The following is a 16,179-nucleotide window of genomic DNA, read 5'->3' on the forward strand; positions in this document are numbered from 1 at the left end:
TCGGTTCGGCTGAGATCGGCCGGATCGGCGCGACAGCCCTCCAGCCTAGAACTGTGATCTTGCTGAACGCAAGCGCTTTCCGAGATTCGTGCGGCGGATCCCGATCAGGCCGCCGCCTCGCGCTCCAGGAGGCGTCGCTTCACGCTCTCGCCCCAGGCGAAGCCCCCGAGGGTGCCGTCCGCGCGCAGCACCCGATGGCACGGGACGAAGAGCGCGGCCGCGTTGCGCGCGCAGACCGAGGCGGCGGGGCGCACGGCTCCCGGGCGACCGATCGCGGCGGCGAACTCGGTGTAGCTGAGCGGCCGACCGGGAGCGATCCGCCGCAGCGCCGCCCAGCCCGCGCTCTGGAGCTCGGTGCCGAACTGGCGCACCTCCACGGCGTCGATCGCCGCGACGTCGCCCGCGTAGTACGCCGCGACGGCGTCGCCCGCCCGAGTGCTCCCCTCCGAGATCTCGGTGGGCCGGTGCGCCGCAGGGACGCGCTGCAGGATCTCGTCCGCGTCAGCGGTCCATCCGGAGGCGAGAACGCGATGCCGGGCATCGCTGAGGATCGTGAACGGGCCGTCGGGGGTCTCGACGGTCTGGATGAGAGCGGTCATCGGGAACCTTCTTTCGGAGGGGTGGTCGGGGAAGGGTCGGCCGAGCGGACGGCTCGGGTGCGAGACGGGCGGACGGGGGCGGCGCGCCAGAGATGCGCCGTGAGATAGCTGCGCCACGGAGCGGTCCGGGCGGCCCACGCGTCGAGGGGCGCGGCTTCCGCCGGAAGGCCGGCCCCTGCCGCCCCGGCGCGGGCGGCGACGTCGCCGGGAAGGAACACGTCGGGATCCCCGAGCACGCGCATCCGCACGTAGTCGGCCGTCCAGGGTCCGATCCCGGGCATCGCGAGCAGCGCCTCCCGTTGCGTGCGTCCGTCATCGCCGGCCGTGAGCATCAGGGAGCCGTCGGCGAGGGCCGCCGCGGCACCGGTGATCGCGCGGATCCGCGCGGCGGGGCCGCGGAGCACGACGGCGCCGCGGTCGGCGATGGCCGACACCGTGGGGAAGAGGATCCCGCCGTCGACGGTGCGCTCCCCCAGCTCCTCCGCGAGTCGTGTCAGGGCGGTGCGCGCGGCCGCCACGGTGATCTGCTGGCCGATCATGGCGCGGATGAGCATCTCGTGCGGATCCGCCGCCCCGGGCACCCGGATGCCGGGCGTGGCCTCGACGAGCGGGCGGAGTGCCGGATGAGCCGCGAGGGCCGCATCGACCGCCTGCGGATCCGCGTCCAGATCGAAGAGGCGCCGGGCGCGGGCGACGAGCGGCGCCAGATCGGCCAGGCGCGTCAGGCGCGCGCGCAGATGAAGACGCTCGTTCTCGTCCAGGCGCAGCTCGAACCATCCCGGGCCGCCGTCCAGACGAAGATGCCGCGAGAAGCGCCGCTCGCCCGCCTCCTCCACACCGGGCAACGCCCTGGCGCGCATCCACGCGAACAGCCCGTCCGCGTCGAAGGGGGCACGGTACGGGAGCAGCAGGTCGAGCTCGCCGGGCGTCTCGGCGGAGGTCGATCCTGTGCGGTGGCGCCGGGCTCGCAGCTCCCCGGGCGCGAGCCCGAAGACCTCGCGCACGGTGTCGTTGAACTGACGCACGCTCGCGAACCCCGCGGAGAACGCGACGTCGGAGATCGGCAGATCCGTGCCGACGAGCAGCATCCGCGCGGTGTGCGCCCGATGCGCTCGCGCCAGCGCGAGCGGGCCCGCCCCGAGCTCTGCCGCGAGCAGTCGGGTCAGATGCCGGGACGAGTAGCCGAGACGTGCGGCGAGGCCCGGCACGCCCTCGCGCTCGACCACCCCGTCGGCGATGAGCCGCATGGCCCTCGCTGCGACGTCGCCGCGCACGTTCCACTCCGGCGACCCGGGGGCCGCCTCGGGCAGGCAGCGCTTGCACGCCCGATAGCCTGCCTCGTGGGCGGCGGCGCTCGTCGGATAGAACGTGACGTTCTCGGGGCGGGGCGTGCGCGCGGGACAGCTCGGGCGGCAGTAGATGCCGGTCGAGCGCACCGCCGTGACGAACTGGCCGTCGAAGCGCACATCGCGCGCATCGATCGCCCGATACCGCTCGTCGAAGGTCATCCCGGAGAAGGTCATGACCTCACTCTGTCACGTCCGGAACCCGCACTCTCGCGGAAATCGGACACGACAGTCGGCCCCCGGATCCCGCGCACCGACCGCATTCCGGACGCCCGGCGCACACGTCCGCAGGTCCGCGGCCCGTCCGCCGCACTCCGCAGATCCGGCTCACGCGCCCGGCTCGAACCCACGCCCGACACGGACCCAACACACCCGCGCGATATGTCGGCCCGGGGCGACATTGTCGGTCCTCAGCCGCACTCCCGGCCGAGCAACATGACCCGGGCCGACATATCGGCACCGATCGAGCGGGGTCCTTGCTCGCGCGCGGCCCCACGTCGGCGGGAGAGCCCTACGGTCGCGGGGAGAGCCCCACGTCGGCGGGAGAGCCCTACGTCGCAGGGAGAGCCCTACCCCCGCGTCCGGCGGCCGGGGGCGGGAGAACCCCGCGTCAGTGGAAGAAGTGGCGCTCGCCGGTGAAGAACATCGTCACGCCGGCCTTGCGGGCGGCGTCGACGACCTCCGCGTCGCGGACGGATCCGCCCGGCTGCACGATCGCGGTGATGCCGGCGTCGATGAGCACCTGCGCTCCGTCGGCGAACGGGAAGAACGCGTCCGAGGCGGCGACGGATCCGGCGGCGCGGTCCCCCGCACGCTCGACCGCGAGGCGGCACGAATCGACGCGGTTGACCTGCCCCATGCCGACGCCGACGGTCGCGTTGCCCTTGGCGAGCACGATCGCGTTGGACTTGACGGCGCGGCACGCCTTCCACGCGAAGATGAGGTTCTCCATCTCCTCATCGCTCGGCCGCTCCCCCGACACGAGCTCCCAGTCCTTCGCGACCGAGACGATGTCGTCCGGGAAGCGATCGGCGTCCTGCAGCAGGAGACCGCCCGAGACGAGGCGCACGTCCATGCGCTCTTGCTGCCAGTCGTCGGGAAGCTGCAGCAGGCGAAGGTTCTTCTTCGCCTTGAAGACCTCGAGCGCCGCGGGCTCGAACGCCGGGGCGACGATGACCTCCGTGAAGATGTCCTTGAGGTTCTCGGCCATCTTCAGCGTGACCGTGCCGTTCGCCGCGATCACGCCGCCATAGGCCGACACGGGATCGCACTCGTGCGCGCGCAGGTGGGCGCTCGCGATCGGGTCCAGGGCGTTCGGAGCGGTGGTCGCGATGCCGCACGGATTGGCGTGTTTGATGATCGCGACGGCCGGGAGCACCATGTCGTACGCCGCGCGCAGCGCCGCATCGGCATCGACGTAGTTGTTGTACGACATCTCCTTGCCCTGCAGCTGGGTGGCCTGGGCGATCCCGTGCCCGCCGGCGCGGGTGTAGATCGCGGCGCGCTGGTGGGAGTTCTCGCCGTAGCGCAGGGTCGCGAGGCGCTCGGCGTTGATCGTGAGGTGCTCGGGCAGGTCGATCTCGCTGGACAGGGTCCCCTCGGAGAACCACTGCGCGACGGCGGTGTCGTACGCCGCGGTGTGCGCGAAGGCCCGCGCTGCGAGCTCCCGGCGCTGGGACAGCGTGGTGCCGCCGGTCTGCAGGGACGCGATGAGGGACGGATACGACTCGGGCGAGACGACGATCGCGACGTTGGCGTGGTTCTTGGCCGCCGCCCGCACCATCGCCGGGCCGCCGATGTCGATCTGCTCCACGACGTCGTCGCCGACCGCCCCCGAGGCGACGGTCTCCACGAACGGGTACAGGTTCACGACGACGAGCTCGAAGGGATCGATGCCCCGCTCGGCGAGCTGCCGCTCGTGGTCCTCGAGGCGGAGGTCGGCGAGCACCGCGCCGTGGATCGTGGGATGCAGGGTCTTCACCCGGCCGTCGAGCATCTCCGCGACACCGGTGACGGCGGCGACGTCGGTGACCTCGAGTCCCGCGTCGCGGATGGTCTGCGCGGTGGACCCGGTCGAGACGATCTCGATGCCGTTCGCGGCGAGCGCCTGAGCGAGCGGGAGGAGGTCGGTCTTGTCGCTCACCGAGACGAGGGCGCGGCGGATGCGCACGGCGTCGCGCGGGCGGTAGAGGGACGGGTCGTGGGCGGGACCGGCCATCGGGGGTTCCTTCCGGAGAGGTTCAGTGCGGCTGAGGGCGCGCGCCGAGGTCGAGGTCGCCCTCGGCGATGCGGCGGACGACGTCGATCAGCAGACGCCGCTCGACGGGCTTGATGCGCGCATGCAGCGACGACTCGGTGTCGTCGGGGAGCACGGGGACGTGCTCCTGCGCGAGGATCGGTCCGCTGTCGACGCCGTCGTCGACCACGATCACGCTCGCCCCCGTCTCTGCGACGCCGGCCGCGAGCGCGTCGCGCACGCCGTGGGCGCCGGGGAAGGAGGGCAGGTAGGCCGGGTGCGTATTGATGATGCGGGGAGCCCAAGCCTGCACGAGCGCGGGCGGGAGCAGGCGCATGAGCCCGCTCAGCACGACGAGATCGGGCTTCCAGACCTGCAGTTGTGCGTCCAGCTCCGCGCCCCAGGCCTCACGGCTGTCGAACGCGTCCCACGGGACGACGAAAGAGGGGATCCCGAAAGCCTCGGCATGGGCGAGCCCCTCGGCCTCCCGGTCCGCGCCGATCAGGATCACCCTGGCCGGGTATCCGGGGTCGGCAGCCGCGTCGAGCAGGGCACGAAGATTCGAGCCGGTGCCCGAGATGAGAACGGCGACCGTCAGCACCTGGACAGTCTAGCCGGGCGTCAGGAGGTGCCCGCGCTCGTCGAGATCGAGGTCCGCGCCGCTCCGGCGGCGAGGGGCGAGCAGCAGGATCGCGGCGCCCACGAGGACTTCGGCGCCGAGCGCGAGAGCGACGGTCCAGGGCTCGGGCCCCGCCTCCGCGAGCCGCCCGGGGCCCAGCGAGCCGTGCGAGAGCGCGGCGAGCGCGGCGCCCGCACCGGCGCTCACGGCCGCGATACCGACCGCGGCAGCGACCCGCGGCAGCAGCGGCGCGTCGATCCCGGCGGACACCTGGCGCGAACGGACGACCCACCCCGCGAACGCCCCCGCCCCGATCGGGACGAGCACGACGATCAACAGCCACGGCGACGAGCTCTCCGGGACCAGCCCGAACAGCGGGACGCCGGGGACGACGCCCAGGGCGGTGCCGGCCGGAGACACCGCGGTCCCCGTACCGATCGCGAACCCCGGCCCGGCGAGCCACGCGACGCCCCAGGCGAGGAGGGTCGGGAGGAAGGCGAGCTGTGCCAGTCCGATCACGATCGTCCCGAACGCGTCGACGCGCAGGGACTCGAAGAGCGCCACCACCTGGCCTCCCCGGGTGAGCGCGGCGATCGCGAGGGCGATGCCCGCCGCGCCGACGACGCCCGCCATGACGACGGTCGCGCCGCGCACGATCTCGCCGGGGACCTCGACCCAGTCCGGGTGGCGCTCGAGAGCGTCCTGGACGCGGTCGACGACGCCGCCGTCCCCCTCGGCCCACGCGGTCGTGAGCGCACCGAGGAGCGCGCCCGCGAGGAAGACCAGCGTCGGGGCGAGGATCGCGAGCGGGAGCGGCGTGGAGAGGATCGTGCTGCGCCCGGTGAGGGCGACGCCCACCGCGACGACGCCGAAGACCGCCGTTCCGCTCCCCACCCCGGTGATCCAGGATCCGGCGAGCGCCGCGCGGCGTCCCGACCGGGCCGCGAGGAACGCGGTGATCGCGAGGAACAGCAACGGGGGGACCGAGAGCACGAACCGTGCCGCCTCGGGTGCGATCCCCGCGGCGCGCACGAGCGCGTCGGGCAAAGACACGTCCAGCGGCGCCCCGTGGCCGTATTGCCACAGCGACACAGTGCTCGGCCAGAGCGCGCCCCAATCGGCCGCCGCGCCCTGCGAGATCGCCCAGAACAGGGTGAGCGGGGCGAGCAGCAGGCCGAGACCGACGGCCGCGGCCACGACCGCGTCGACGGCCGCCAGGAGCACGATGAGGAGGCGTTGCATGACGGGATCGAGCCTACGGGCACAACCCTTCGCGCTCCCGTGGGCGCGCGGGGCTCCGGAGGCGATACGGTTTTCCGCGGAGGTCCTGCCCATGACTACTGTCCCCCCACCCACGGCCGACGAGGCCCCTGCCGCTCCGAAGAACGCGATCGACCGCTTCTTCGAGATCACGAAGCGCGGTTCCACGGTCGGCACCGAGGTGCGCGGCGGCATCGTCACGTTCGTGACGATGGCCTACATCGTGATCCTGAATCCGATCATCCTGTCGACCACGAAGGACGTCGCGGGCACTCAGCTCGGCTTCGCACAGTTGAGCGCCGTGACCGGCCTGACGGCAGCAGTCATGACGATCCTGTTCGGTCTCATCGCCCGCCTGCCGTTCGGCTTCGCGGCGGGGCTGGGCATCAACGCCTTCCTCGCGTTCTCCGTCGTGGGCGAGGTCACCTGGCCGGAGGCCATGGGTCTCGTCGTGATCAACGGTCTCGTCATCGTGCTGCTCAGTGCCACGGGCTTGCGCCGCATGATCTTCACCGCCGTGCCGATGCAGCTGAAGATCGCGATCACGGTCGGCATCGGCCTGTTCATCGCGTTCATCGGGTTCGTGAACGCCGGGTTCGTGACGTCCACCAAGAGCGACTCCCCTCCGGTCGGTCTCGGCCTCGGCGGATCCGTGGCGACCGTGCCGACCCTGATCTTCGTCGTCACCCTGCTGCTGACCGCGATCCTCGTCGCGATGCGGATCAAGGGCGGGATCCTCATCGGGCTCGTCTCCGGCACCGTGATCGCGGTGATCGTCGAGGCGATCTGGCACCTCGGCCCGAAGGTGAACGGCGACAAGATCAACCCCGGCGGGTGGAGCCTGACCGAGCCGACGCTGCCGGCCAACCCGCTCGCGATCCCCGACCTCTCCCTCGTCGGTCACGTCGACCTGTTCGGCGCCTTCGGCCGGATCGGGGCGGTCGCCGCCCTCATGCTCGTCTTCACCCTGGTCTTCACGAACTTCTTCGACGCGATGGGCACCATGACGGGCCTGTCCAAGGAGGCGGGTCTGGCCGACGACAAGGGCGAGTTCCCCCGTCTGCGCTCTGCGCTCATCGTCGAGGGCGTGGGGGCCGTCGCCGGCGGTCTCACGTCCGGATCCTCCAACACCGTGTTCATCGAGTCGGGCGCGGGCATCGGCGAGGGCGCGAGGACAGGCCTCGCGAACATGGTCACCGGACTCCTGTTCCTCATCGCGATGTTCTTCACGCCTCTCGTCTCGATCGTGCCGACCGAGGTCGCGGCGGCGGCACTCGTGATCGTCGGAGCGCTGATGATGAGCCAGATCCGCCACATCGACCTGAGCGACTTCTCGGCGCTGTTCCCGGTCTTCGTCACCGTCACGGTGATGCCGATGACGTATTCCATCGCGAACGGCATCGGGGCCGGGTTCATCAGCTGGGTGCTCGTGCGCTCGTTCTCGGGCAAGGCGCGCGAGATCAGCCCGCTGCTCTGGATCGTCACGCTCGGCTTCGTGATCTACTTCGTCCGCGGGCCGATCGAGCAGCTGCTGCACTGAGCCCGCCTGGCCCTGGGCTCCGCGTGGGGCCTGCGCGCCTCCGACGGGAGCGCGCAGGCCCTTCGCCGTCGCCGAGAGCGCTCAGGGGCGGAGGACGAGCGGCGTTCCCGCCTCGGGCACCCGGAGCCGATCCGCGAGGCCGGCGTAACCGAACTCGCGGACGAGCCTCTCCCTGGTCTCGGTGAAATGGTGCCAGCCCTCGGCGTGGACGGGGACGATCACGGCGTCGCCCAGCGCTCGCGCGGCGGCGACGGCGGTGCGGGCGTTGAGCGTCAGGTCCGCATCGCCGAAGCGACCGACGTTCGCCGCGCCCGCGAAGAGCACCGCGACGTCGATCCGACCGACCCGGCGGGCGATCTCCTCGACGAGGGCGACGGAGGCGTTGTCCCCGGAGACGTAGACGACGGGCTCGCCCGGCGCGCGGAGCACGAACCCGGTGACCGTGCCGGAGAGTGCCTCCGCTCCCTCCGGCCCGTGCAGCGCCGGCACCGCGGCGATCTCGACGTCGCCGTGCCGGTGCGTCTGCCACGGCGTCAGGCCGAGCACGCCGTCGATCCGCTCCGCCGCCTCGGGCGTGGACAGCACGACGCCGGCGCGGGGCAGGAACGCGCGCCCCGCCCCGTCGAGGTTGTCGGGATGCTGATCGTGGGAGAGCAGCACCACGTCGACCTCGCCCACCTCGTCGACCCCGAGCGCGGGTCCGACGAGCTTGTGCAGCGGGATTCCCCCGTCGTACGTGCCCGGGGCGTCGAAGGTGGGGTCGGTGAGCAACCGAAGACCCGCATAGTCGATGACGGCCGTCGGACCGCCGACGAGGGTGAGGGTCAGTGGAGTCTGGGTCATGGGTCCATCGTGCCGCCCCTGACAGTCCCTCCGGCCGCACCCGGACCGTTTCCCTCGACCGTTCTCCCTCGACCGTTCTCAGGATCGACGGCCGAGATCCGCGCGGCGCGCGGCGGCCCGGCCGGATCGCGCGCTTCCATCCTGGGAACGGACTGCGCGGCACGCGGACCAGCCGGCACGCGACCCCCGCGCGCGGCGCACCGCGCCGAGCACGTCGAAGGGCCCCGGGCGGATGCACCCGGGGCCCTTCGATGCAGCGCTTACAGCGCGGCGTAGACCTCGCGGAGGAGGGCGGCGGTCTCGGACGGCGTCTTGCCGACCTTCACGCCGGCGGCCTCGAGGGCCTCCTTCTTCGCCTGCGCGGTGCCCGCGGAGCCCGAGACGATGGCGCCGGCGTGGCCCATGGTCTTGCCCTCGGGGGCGGTGAAGCCCGCGACGTAGCCGACGACCGGCTTGGTGACGTTGGCCTTGATGAACTCGGCCGCGCGCTCCTCGGCGTCGCCGCCGATCTCGCCGATCATCACGATCGCCTTGGTCTCGGGGTCGGCCTCGAACGCGGCGAGCGCGTCGATGTGCGTCGTGCCGATGACCGGGTCGCCGCCGATGCCGATCGCGGTCGAGAAGCCGAGGTCGCGCAGCTCGAACATCATCTGGTACGTGAGCGTGCCCGACTTCGAGACGAGCCCGATCGGGCCCTTCCCGGTGATGTTCGCCGGGGTGATGCCCGCGAGCGCCTCACCCGGGGTGATGATGCCGGGGCAGTTCGGGCCGATGATGCGGGTCTTGCCGCCCTTGTCGACGGAGTAGGCCCACGCCTCCGCGGCGTCGCCGACCGGGACGCCCTCGGTGATGACGACGAGCAGCGGGATCTCGGCGTCGATGGCCTCGATCATCGCGTCCTTCGTGAACGCGGGCGGGACGAACGCGACCGACACGGTGGCACCGGTCTTCTCGATGGCCTCCGCGACCGAGGCGAACACGGGCAGCTCGACCGTGTTGCCGTCCTTGTCGGTGTGGGTGACGGTGGTCCCGGCCTTGCGCGCGTTGACGCCGCCGACGACGTTCGTGCCCGCCTTCAGCATGAGCGCGGTGTGCTTGGTGCCCTCGCCGCCGGTGATGCCCTGGACGATGACCTTGGAGTCGTTGTTGAGGTAGATCGACATCTCTCTAGTCCTTTGTCTCTCGTCCGGCTCAGGCGTTCGCCAGCTCGGCGGCCTTGTCGGCGCCCTCGTCCATGGTGGCGGCGAGCGTGACGAGTGGATGGTTGGCGGCCGCGAGGATCGCGCGGCCCTCTTCGACCTGGTTGCCGTCGAGGCGGACGACGAGCGGCTTGGTCGCCGCGTCACCGAGGATCTCGAGCGCCTTGACGATGCCCTCGGCGACCGCGACGCAGGAGGTGATGCCGCCGAAGACGTTCACGAAGACGCTCTTGACCTGCTCGTCGCCGAGGATCACGTCCAGGCCCGCGGCCATGACGGTCGCGGACGCGCCGCCGCCGATGTCCAGGAAGTTCGCCGGCTTGACGCCGCCGTGGTTCTCGCCCGCGTAGGCGACGACGTCGAGCGTCGACATGACCAGGCCCGCACCGTTACCGATGATGCCGACCTGTCCGTCGAGCTTGACGTAGTTCAGCCCGGACTCCTTGGCCTTGGCCTCGAGCGGGTTCTCGGTCGCCTTGTCGGCGAGCTCCTCGTGCTCGGGGTGGCGGACCTCGCTGGCGTTGTCGTCGAGCGTGACCTTGCCGTCGAGAGCGATGATGTCGCCCTCCTCGGTCTGCACGAGGGGGTTGACCTCGACGAGCGTCGCGTCCTCACCGGTGTAGACGGCGTAGAGCTTGACGAAGACGTCGGCGACCTTCTCGGCGAGGCCGGGCTCGAAGTTCGCGGCCTTCGCGATCTCGAGCGCCTTCTCGGGGGTGATGCCCTCGAGCGGGTTGACCTCGACGCGGGCGAGCGCCTCGGGCTTCTCGACGGCGAGCTGCTCGATCTCCATGCCGCCCTCGACCGAGGCGAGGCTCAGGTAGGAGCGGTTCGCGCGGTCCAGCAGCACGGAGAAGTAGAACTCGCGCGCGATGCGGGCGCCGGCGGCGACCATGACGCGCTTGACGACGTGCCCCTTGATGTCGAGACCGAGGATCGCCTTCGCGGCCTCGTACGCCTCGTCGGGGTTCTTGGCGACCTTCACGCCGCCGGCCTTGCCGCGGCCGCCGGTCTTGACCTGGGCCTTGACGACGACCACGCCGCCGAGCTTCTCCGCGGCTGCCTTCACCTCCTCGGGGGTGTCGGCGACGATGCCGGCGAGCACCGGCACCTCGTACTTCTCGAAAAGGTCTCGTGCCTGGTACTCGTAGAGGTCCACGTGCAGTCCTTCGCTGGTTGCGACGAATGGGACGCGACAGGAATTCTGTCGGGTGTCGGCTGCGCGCCGACCCGATAGGCCAGCCTACTACCGCGCGATCGGGCCGCCTGACAGGCTCCCGAGGACCGTCCTGCGCCCCGGTCGGACCCGCCCGCGACAAGCGCCCCGACGCCGAGGGCGGAGGGGCGGCACCGGATGACTAGGCTTTGCTGCTATGACCGAGCACGCCGACGTGTCCCCCGCCCGCACCGCCGTGGCGCGCGCCGCGCTGGAGCTGTTCTCGGCGCAGGGCTTCGATCAGACCTCGGTCGAGCAGATCGCCCGGGCCGCCGGCATCTCGCGCTCGACCTTCTTCCGCCAGTTCGGCGGGAAGGACGACGTGGTCTTCGCCGACCACGAGGAGCTGCTCGCGGGGCTGCGCAGGTATCTGGATCGCCCGCACCCGAACCCCTGGACGGCCGTGTGCGACGCCAGTGTCATGGTGTTCCGCGCCTTCGCCGCCGATCCGGAGCTCGCCCGGCTCAGGTATCAGGTCGTGCGGCAGGTGCCGACGCTCCGCGACCGCGAGATCGTCACCGTCTTCCGCTACGAACGGCTGTTCGACGAGTACCTGCGTCGTGCGATGCCGGATCTGGATCCGCTCGACGCCGTCGGGTTCGCGGCACTCGTGACCGCGGTCCACAACCACGTGCTGCGGCGGCTGCTGCGCGGATCGCGGACCTCTGCGGCCGCTCTGCGCCGCGCGCTCGACGACGTGCTGCGCCGCTACAGCGTGCACCCGGACGCGGCCGCCGACCCGGGCGAGGACGCGGTGGTGGTCGCCGTATTCCCCCGGTCGATGCCGATGGCCGAGATCACCCGGCGCCTCCGCGACGATCTCACCTGACCCGTCCCGATCCGGATCCGGATCCACCGGCCGTGCCGCGCAGGGCTGATACGTCGGCGACCTTTCGCGACCGCCATTTCTTCGCGGTACGCTGTCTCAACAACTCTGAGACTGAGTCTCACCCTTTCGATGGAGACACCATGAGCGACGACGCCCTTTACCCCGGCGAGTCCGTCACGCGCTACGACGTGACGGATCGGCTCGGCAGCGACTACTACGAGGTCTTCTCCGACATCCCCGCGGCGGATCGTGCCCACTGGGAGCGCGCGCAGGCGTACATCGACGAGGTCGGGCCGCAGATGCTCGACGCCTGGGACCGGGCGGAGTACCCCCTCGCCGCGGCGCGTCGCATGGGCGAGATGGACCTCGTCGTCGACGGCATCGAGCACCCCGCGCTCACCCGGATGAGCCCACTCGCGGCGGGTCTCGTGAACATGGAGATCTCCCGCGGCGACGGTTCACTGGGCACCGTCCTCGCCGTGCAGGGAGGCCTCGCGCTGCGCACGCTCGCGCTCTTCGGCAGTCCCGCGCAGCAGGAGCGCTGGCTCGTGCCGCTCGCGGACGGATCCGTCTTCGGATCCTTCGCGCTCACCGAGCCCGACCACGGCTCCGACTCGGTCTCCCTCGAGACCGTCGCCCGGCGGGCCGGGGACGAATGGGTGCTGCGCGGCGCCAAGAAGTGGATCGGCAACGGCGCGTCCGGAGGGATCACCCTCGTGTGGGCACGGGTCGACGATCCCGAGGCCCCGGAGCACGGGGCGGTGCGGTGCTTCCTCGTGGAGCAGGACCGGCCCGGCTATCGGGGCGAGGTCATCACGGGAAAGGCGTCGCTGCGGGCGATCCACCAGGCGCACATCCGCCTCGACGACGTGCGCGTGCCGCTCGATGCCGTGCTGCCGGGCACGCACAGCTTCCGGGACGCGTCCGTCGTGCTCTACGCGACCCGCTCCGGCGTCGCGTGGTCGGCGCTCGGGCACGCGACCGCCTGCTACGAGGCCGCGCTCTCGTATGCCAAGACGCGGATCCAGTTCGGCAAGCCGCTCGCGCGGTTCCAGATGGTCCAGGAGCGCCTCACCCACATGCTGGAGGACCTCACCGCGATGCAGCTGTACTGCCGCCGCATGGCCGACATGGACGAGGCCGGCACGCTGCGACCCACGCAGGCGTCCCTCGCGAAGTTCCACAACACGCGCGCGGCGCGGCGGATCGCCTCGAGCGCACGCGACCTGCTCGGCGGCAACGGGATCCTGCTGGAGAACGGCGTGATGCAGCACATGGCCGACATCGAGGCCATCCACACGTACGAAGGCACCGAGAGCGTGCAGGCGCTGCTCATCGGACGCGACATCACGGGCATGAGCGCCTTCGCCTGAGACGCGCTCGGATCAGTCGCAGCCGCAGCCGCCCGACGGGGTCTTCACCATGAAGCACACGTCGCAGACGCCGTACTCGCGGTCCTCGCGGGCCGTCGCCTTCGGAGGGCGCGGCTCCGCCTTGGGCGCGGCCGGCGCACGCCTGCCCGCAGCGGTCCGGGGGGCGGACCGTCGCGGGGGGGAGGAGACGCCCGGCAGCTCGCTGGGGTGGACGACGTAGAAGTACGGCGCGCGCCCCTCGCTGGGCAGGAGAGGCAGGACGCGTCCGCCGACGAGGATCTGCTCGTCCTCGGCGAAGCCGTTCGTGTAGGTGCGACCGATGTGCAGCGACGTGCCCGGAGTGCGGCGGACCGCCTCGATGTACCGACCCCGGTCGATGAAGCTCGAGATCCCGACGGCCGCGACGACGGCGTCGATGAAGTCGTGGTTGATCGGGTCGATGCGGTGCGCGCGCAGCGCCTCCGCGAGCGAGCGGTACGGACGGGAGTTGCCGGTGGGGGTCGGGCCCTGGACTTCGTTCATCGCTTCCAGGATCCCACGTCCCGCTCGGCACCGGCTGCGTGCGAGACTGACGGCATGCCCCGCGCCACCGTCATCGGCAGCGGTCCGAACGGACTCGCCGCCGCCGTCTCCCTGGCCAGGGCGGGCTACGCGGTCGAGGTGGTCGAGGCCGAGCCGACGATCGGCGGCGGCGTCCGCAGCGCCGAGTCGACACTGCCGGGGTTCGTGCACGACGTGTGCGCGGCCGTGCACCCCGCGGCGTACTCGTCGCCGTTCTTCCGCGCCTTCGGCCGGGACCGGATCGACTGGATCATTCCGGAAGCGGCATATGCCCATCCGCTCGACGGCGGTCGGGCCGGAATCGCCTGGCACGACCTCGAGCGCACGGCCGAGGGGCTCGGTCGCGACGCCCGCGCCTGGCGGGCGCTGTTGCGCCCTCTGGCCGCCCGGATCGAGGGCGTGCTGGATCTCACGGGATCCGCGCTGCTGCGTCTCCCCGAGGATCCGATCGCCACCGTGCGTTACGGGCTGCGCGTGCTGGAGCAGGGGAGCCGAATGGCGCGGCGCACATTCCGCACCGAGGAGGCCGCGGGGCTCGTCGCCGGCGTCGTGGCCCACGCGAACACCGCCCTGCCGTCGGCGAGCGGCGCCGCAGCGGGACTGCTTCTCATGGCCCAGGCGCACGTCGGCGGCTGGGCGTTCCCGCGCGGCGGCGCGCAGCGGATCGCGGACGCGCTCGCGGAGGATCTGCGTGCGCACAGCGGCACGCTCCGCGTCCACGCCCCGGTCCGCGATCTCTCCGCGCTGGACTGGGGCGATCCTCGGGCCGGCGATCTGCTGCTGCTGAACACGTCCCCGCGGCTGGCCCTGACGCTCCGCGACGTCCCGGCCGGCTACGCACGGGCGATCCGCCGCTACCGCTACGGCGCGGCGGCCGCCAAGGTCGACTTCGCCCTCGACGGACCGGTGCCGTGGACGAACGCCGACGTCGCCCTGGCCCCGACCGTGCACCTCGGCGGCACGCGCACGGAGGTCTGGGCGAGCGAGAACGCGGTCGCGCGGGGGCGGGTGTCCGCGCGTCCCTACGCGCTCGTCGTCCAGCCGTCGATCCTCGACGACACCAGGGCGCCCGCGGGGAAGCAGTCGCTCTGGGCGTACATCCACGCGCCCGCGGACTCCGAGATCGACGCGACCGAGCTCGTCACCCGCCAGATCGAGCGGTTCGCCCCGGGGTTCCGCGATCGGATCCTCGCGACGCACGCCGTGCCCCCGCGCGACCGCGTGCGGCTGAACCCGTCCGAGATCGGCGGCGACATCTTCGGCGGCGCCTTCACGCTCCGCCAGGCCGTGGTGCGGCCCGTGCTCTCGCCGACGCCGTGGCGCACGCCGATGCCCGGCGTGTACCTCGCCTCCGCGGCGACGCCGCCGGGACCCGGTGTGAACGGCATGGCGGGCTGGCACGCCGCGCGCACCGCGCTCGCGGACGCCGGGCACCGCGTCGCCCTCGCGGACCTGTTCGGATCCTGAGCCGCAGGGCAGGATGGGCACCATGCGCTACGAGATCCCCGCGCCGATGCTGGCCAAGGCCTCCGATACCGTCCCCGAACCGGGACGGTTCCCCGGCGGACTTCTGTACGAGCCCAAATGGGACGGCTTCCGAGGGCTCGTCGCCTGGGACGGGACGGACGTCGAGATCGGCTCCCGGGGGGCCAAACCGCTGACCCGGTACTTCCCCGAGCTCGTCGAGGCGATCCCCCGCATCCTTCCTGAGCCGTGCCTGCTCGACGGCGAGATCGTCGTCGCGACGGGCCCCGCCGGTGCGCAGCGGCTGGACTGGGAGGCCCTCAGCCAGCGGATCCATCCCGCCGCGTCGCGCGTGCGGACCCTCTCGCAGGAGACCCCCGCGATGTTCATCGCCTTCGATGTGCTCGCGATCGGCGACGAGTCGCTGCAGGACCTTCCCTTCGCCGAACGTCGGCGGCGCCTCGAAGGCCTTCTCGCCGTGGTGCCGCATCCGCTGCACCTCAGCCGCACGAGCACGGACCCGCAGACCGCGCGGCGCTGGCTCGCGGAGTTCGAGGGGGCGGGACTCGACGGCGTCGTCGCGAAGCCGCTGGACCAGCCCTACGCCCCCGGCAAGCGCACGCTCCTCAAGGTCAAGCATCACCGCACGGCCGACGTCGTCGCCCTCGGCTATCGCGTGCACAAGAGCGGATCCGGCGTCGGATCCCTCCTCGTCGGCCTCTACGACGAGGAGGGAACCCTTCGTCAGGTCGGGGGCGTCGCCGCCTGGAGCGACGCGATGCGCCAGCGACTCGTGGAGGAGCTCGCCCCGCTCGTCGAACGCGACTCCTCGGGCGCGGCCGTCACGGGCGAGGGCGAGCGCTCGCGGTTCAGCGGCTCCAAAGACACGTCTTTCGTGCGCCTGAGGCCCGAGCGGGTGCTGGAAGTGCGCTACGACCAGCTGGAGGGATGGCGCTTCCGTCACACCGTGCAGTTCGAGCGCTGGCGCGACGACCGGGAGCCGCGCTCGTGCACCTATGCACAGCTCGACACGGTCGACGGCTACGACCTCGCCGACGTGATCGACTGATCCGATTCCGCTCCGCGCTCCGCGC

The 16,179-nt window shown here is 71.9% G+C and carries 14 protein-coding genes; 5 read left to right on the forward strand and 9 right to left on the reverse strand.

The annotated features are described in order from the left end of the window. Positions 1-104: 104 nt before the first annotated feature. The 5 genes from Q0P88_RS00585 to Q0P88_RS00605 all read right to left on the reverse strand — a co-directional run bounded on the left by Q0P88_RS00585 (position 105) and on the right by Q0P88_RS00605 (position 6,042). Positions 105-599 carry a methylated-DNA--[protein]-cysteine S-methyltransferase gene (locus Q0P88_RS00585; protein ID WP_295010339.1) on the reverse strand — a complete coding sequence of 165 codons (495 nt, stop codon included), beginning with the start codon at positions 597-599 and terminating at the stop codon, positions 105-107. Beyond that, a complete protein-coding gene (locus Q0P88_RS00590) occupies positions 596-2,122 on the reverse strand; it encodes a DNA-3-methyladenine glycosylase 2 family protein (protein WP_295010340.1) in 1,527 nt (508 codons plus the stop codon). Before Q0P88_RS00590 ends, Q0P88_RS00585 begins: the two co-directional genes overlap by 4 nt. Positions 2,123-2,555: 433 nt before the next feature. Next, on the reverse strand, positions 2,556-4,163 hold the full coding sequence (purH, locus tag Q0P88_RS00595; protein ID WP_295010341.1) for a bifunctional phosphoribosylaminoimidazolecarboxamide formyltransferase/IMP cyclohydrolase: 1,608 nt from the start codon (positions 4,161-4,163) through the stop codon (positions 2,556-2,558). 22 nt (positions 4,164-4,185) lie between these two features. Next, a complete protein-coding gene (gene purN, locus Q0P88_RS00600; protein WP_295010342.1) occupies positions 4,186-4,782 on the reverse strand; it encodes a phosphoribosylglycinamide formyltransferase in 597 nt (198 codons plus the stop codon). A gap of 9 nt (positions 4,783-4,791) precedes the next feature. Further along, on the reverse strand, positions 4,792-6,042 hold the full coding sequence (locus Q0P88_RS00605; protein ID WP_295010343.1) for a DUF6350 family protein: 1,251 nt from the start codon (positions 6,040-6,042) through the stop codon (positions 4,792-4,794). A gap of 91 nt (positions 6,043-6,133) precedes the next feature. Between Q0P88_RS00605 and Q0P88_RS00610 the strand changes: the two genes are divergently transcribed. Beyond that, a complete protein-coding gene (locus tag Q0P88_RS00610) occupies positions 6,134-7,600 on the forward strand; it encodes an NCS2 family permease (protein WP_295010344.1) in 1,467 nt (488 codons plus the stop codon). 81 nt (positions 7,601-7,681) lie between these two features. Here Q0P88_RS00610 and Q0P88_RS00615 read toward each other — a convergent pair whose 3' ends face one another. The 3 genes from Q0P88_RS00615 to sucC form a co-directional block, all read right to left on the reverse strand. Continuing rightward, positions 7,682-8,443 (reverse strand): MBL fold metallo-hydrolase, encoded by a 762-nt coding sequence (locus Q0P88_RS00615; RefSeq protein ID WP_295010345.1) that lies wholly within the window; start codon positions 8,441-8,443, stop codon positions 7,682-7,684. A gap of 260 nt (positions 8,444-8,703) precedes the next feature. Next, on the reverse strand, positions 8,704-9,606 hold the full coding sequence (gene sucD / locus Q0P88_RS00620) for a succinate--CoA ligase subunit alpha (protein ID WP_295010346.1): 903 nt from the start codon (positions 9,604-9,606) through the stop codon (positions 8,704-8,706). A gap of 28 nt (positions 9,607-9,634) precedes the next feature. Beyond that, positions 9,635-10,801 (reverse strand): ADP-forming succinate--CoA ligase subunit beta, encoded by a 1,167-nt coding sequence (gene sucC, locus Q0P88_RS00625; RefSeq protein WP_295010347.1) that lies wholly within the window; start codon positions 10,799-10,801, stop codon positions 9,635-9,637. Positions 10,802-11,015: 214 nt separating this feature from the next. On the opposite strand from sucC, the gene Q0P88_RS00630 reads away from it, so the two are divergent. After that, positions 11,016-11,687 carry a TetR family transcriptional regulator gene (locus Q0P88_RS00630; RefSeq protein ID WP_295010348.1) on the forward strand — a complete coding sequence of 224 codons (672 nt, stop codon included), beginning with the start codon at positions 11,016-11,018 and terminating at the stop codon, positions 11,685-11,687. Positions 11,688-11,827: 140 nt separating this feature from the next. Continuing rightward, positions 11,828-13,060 (forward strand): acyl-CoA dehydrogenase family protein, encoded by a 1,233-nt coding sequence (locus Q0P88_RS00635; RefSeq protein WP_295010349.1) that lies wholly within the window; start codon positions 11,828-11,830, stop codon positions 13,058-13,060. Positions 13,061-13,072: 12 nt separating this feature from the next. On the opposite strand, the gene Q0P88_RS00640 is transcribed toward Q0P88_RS00635, so the two are convergent. Next, complete coding sequence (locus Q0P88_RS00640; protein WP_295010350.1) at positions 13,073-13,582, reverse strand: hypothetical protein; 510 nt, start codon at positions 13,580-13,582, stop codon at positions 13,073-13,075. Positions 13,583-13,636: 54 nt separating this feature from the next. Between Q0P88_RS00640 and Q0P88_RS00645 the strand changes: the two genes are divergently transcribed. Together Q0P88_RS00645 and Q0P88_RS00650 are read left to right on the forward strand one after the other, a co-directional pair. Next, positions 13,637-15,088, forward strand: a complete 1,452-nt coding sequence (locus Q0P88_RS00645) for an NAD(P)/FAD-dependent oxidoreductase (RefSeq protein WP_295010351.1) — start codon at positions 13,637-13,639, stop codon at positions 15,086-15,088. Positions 15,089-15,110: 22 nt separating this feature from the next. Then, complete coding sequence (locus Q0P88_RS00650) at positions 15,111-16,154, forward strand: ATP-dependent DNA ligase (protein ID WP_295010352.1); 1,044 nt, start codon at positions 15,111-15,113, stop codon at positions 16,152-16,154. Positions 16,155-16,179 lie beyond the last annotated feature (25 nt).

The organism is uncultured Microbacterium sp., assembly GCF_945952435.1.
Classification (GTDB): Bacteria; Actinomycetota; Actinomycetes; order Actinomycetales; family Microbacteriaceae; genus Microbacterium.

What these genes read in the sequence shown, in the direction of transcription:
- Q0P88_RS00585 (WP_295010339.1), bottom strand. Translation starts at nt 599, where the DNA reads ATGACCGCTCTCATCCAGACCGTCGAGACCCCCGACGGCCCGTTCACG.
- Q0P88_RS00645 (WP_295010351.1), top strand. Translation starts at nt 13,637, where the DNA reads ATGCCCCGCGCCACCGTCATCGGCAGCGGTCCGAACGGACTCGCCGCC.
- sucD (WP_295010346.1), bottom strand. Translation starts at nt 9,606, where the DNA reads ATGTCGATCTACCTCAACAACGACTCCAAGGTCATCGTCCAGGGCATC.
- Q0P88_RS00650 (WP_295010352.1), top strand. Translation starts at nt 15,111, where the DNA reads ATGCGCTACGAGATCCCCGCGCCGATGCTGGCCAAGGCCTCCGATACC.
- Q0P88_RS00635 (WP_295010349.1), top strand. Translation starts at nt 11,828, where the DNA reads ATGAGCGACGACGCCCTTTACCCCGGCGAGTCCGTCACGCGCTACGAC.
- purH (WP_295010341.1), bottom strand. Translation starts at nt 4,163, where the DNA reads ATGGCCGGTCCCGCCCACGACCCGTCCCTCTACCGCCCGCGCGACGCC.
- Q0P88_RS00610 (WP_295010344.1), top strand. Translation starts at nt 6,134, where the DNA reads ATGACTACTGTCCCCCCACCCACGGCCGACGAGGCCCCTGCCGCTCCG.
- Q0P88_RS00640 (WP_295010350.1), bottom strand. Translation starts at nt 13,582, where the DNA reads ATGAACGAAGTCCAGGGCCCGACCCCCACCGGCAACTCCCGTCCGTAC.
- Q0P88_RS00590 (WP_295010340.1), bottom strand. Translation starts at nt 2,122, where the DNA reads ATGACCTTCTCCGGGATGACCTTCGACGAGCGGTATCGGGCGATCGAT.
- Q0P88_RS00605 (WP_295010343.1), bottom strand. Translation starts at nt 6,042, where the DNA reads ATGCAACGCCTCCTCATCGTGCTCCTGGCGGCCGTCGACGCGGTCGTG.
- Q0P88_RS00630 (WP_295010348.1), top strand. Translation starts at nt 11,016, where the DNA reads ATGACCGAGCACGCCGACGTGTCCCCCGCCCGCACCGCCGTGGCGCGC.
- Q0P88_RS00615 (WP_295010345.1), bottom strand. Translation starts at nt 8,443, where the DNA reads ATGACCCAGACTCCACTGACCCTCACCCTCGTCGGCGGTCCGACGGCC.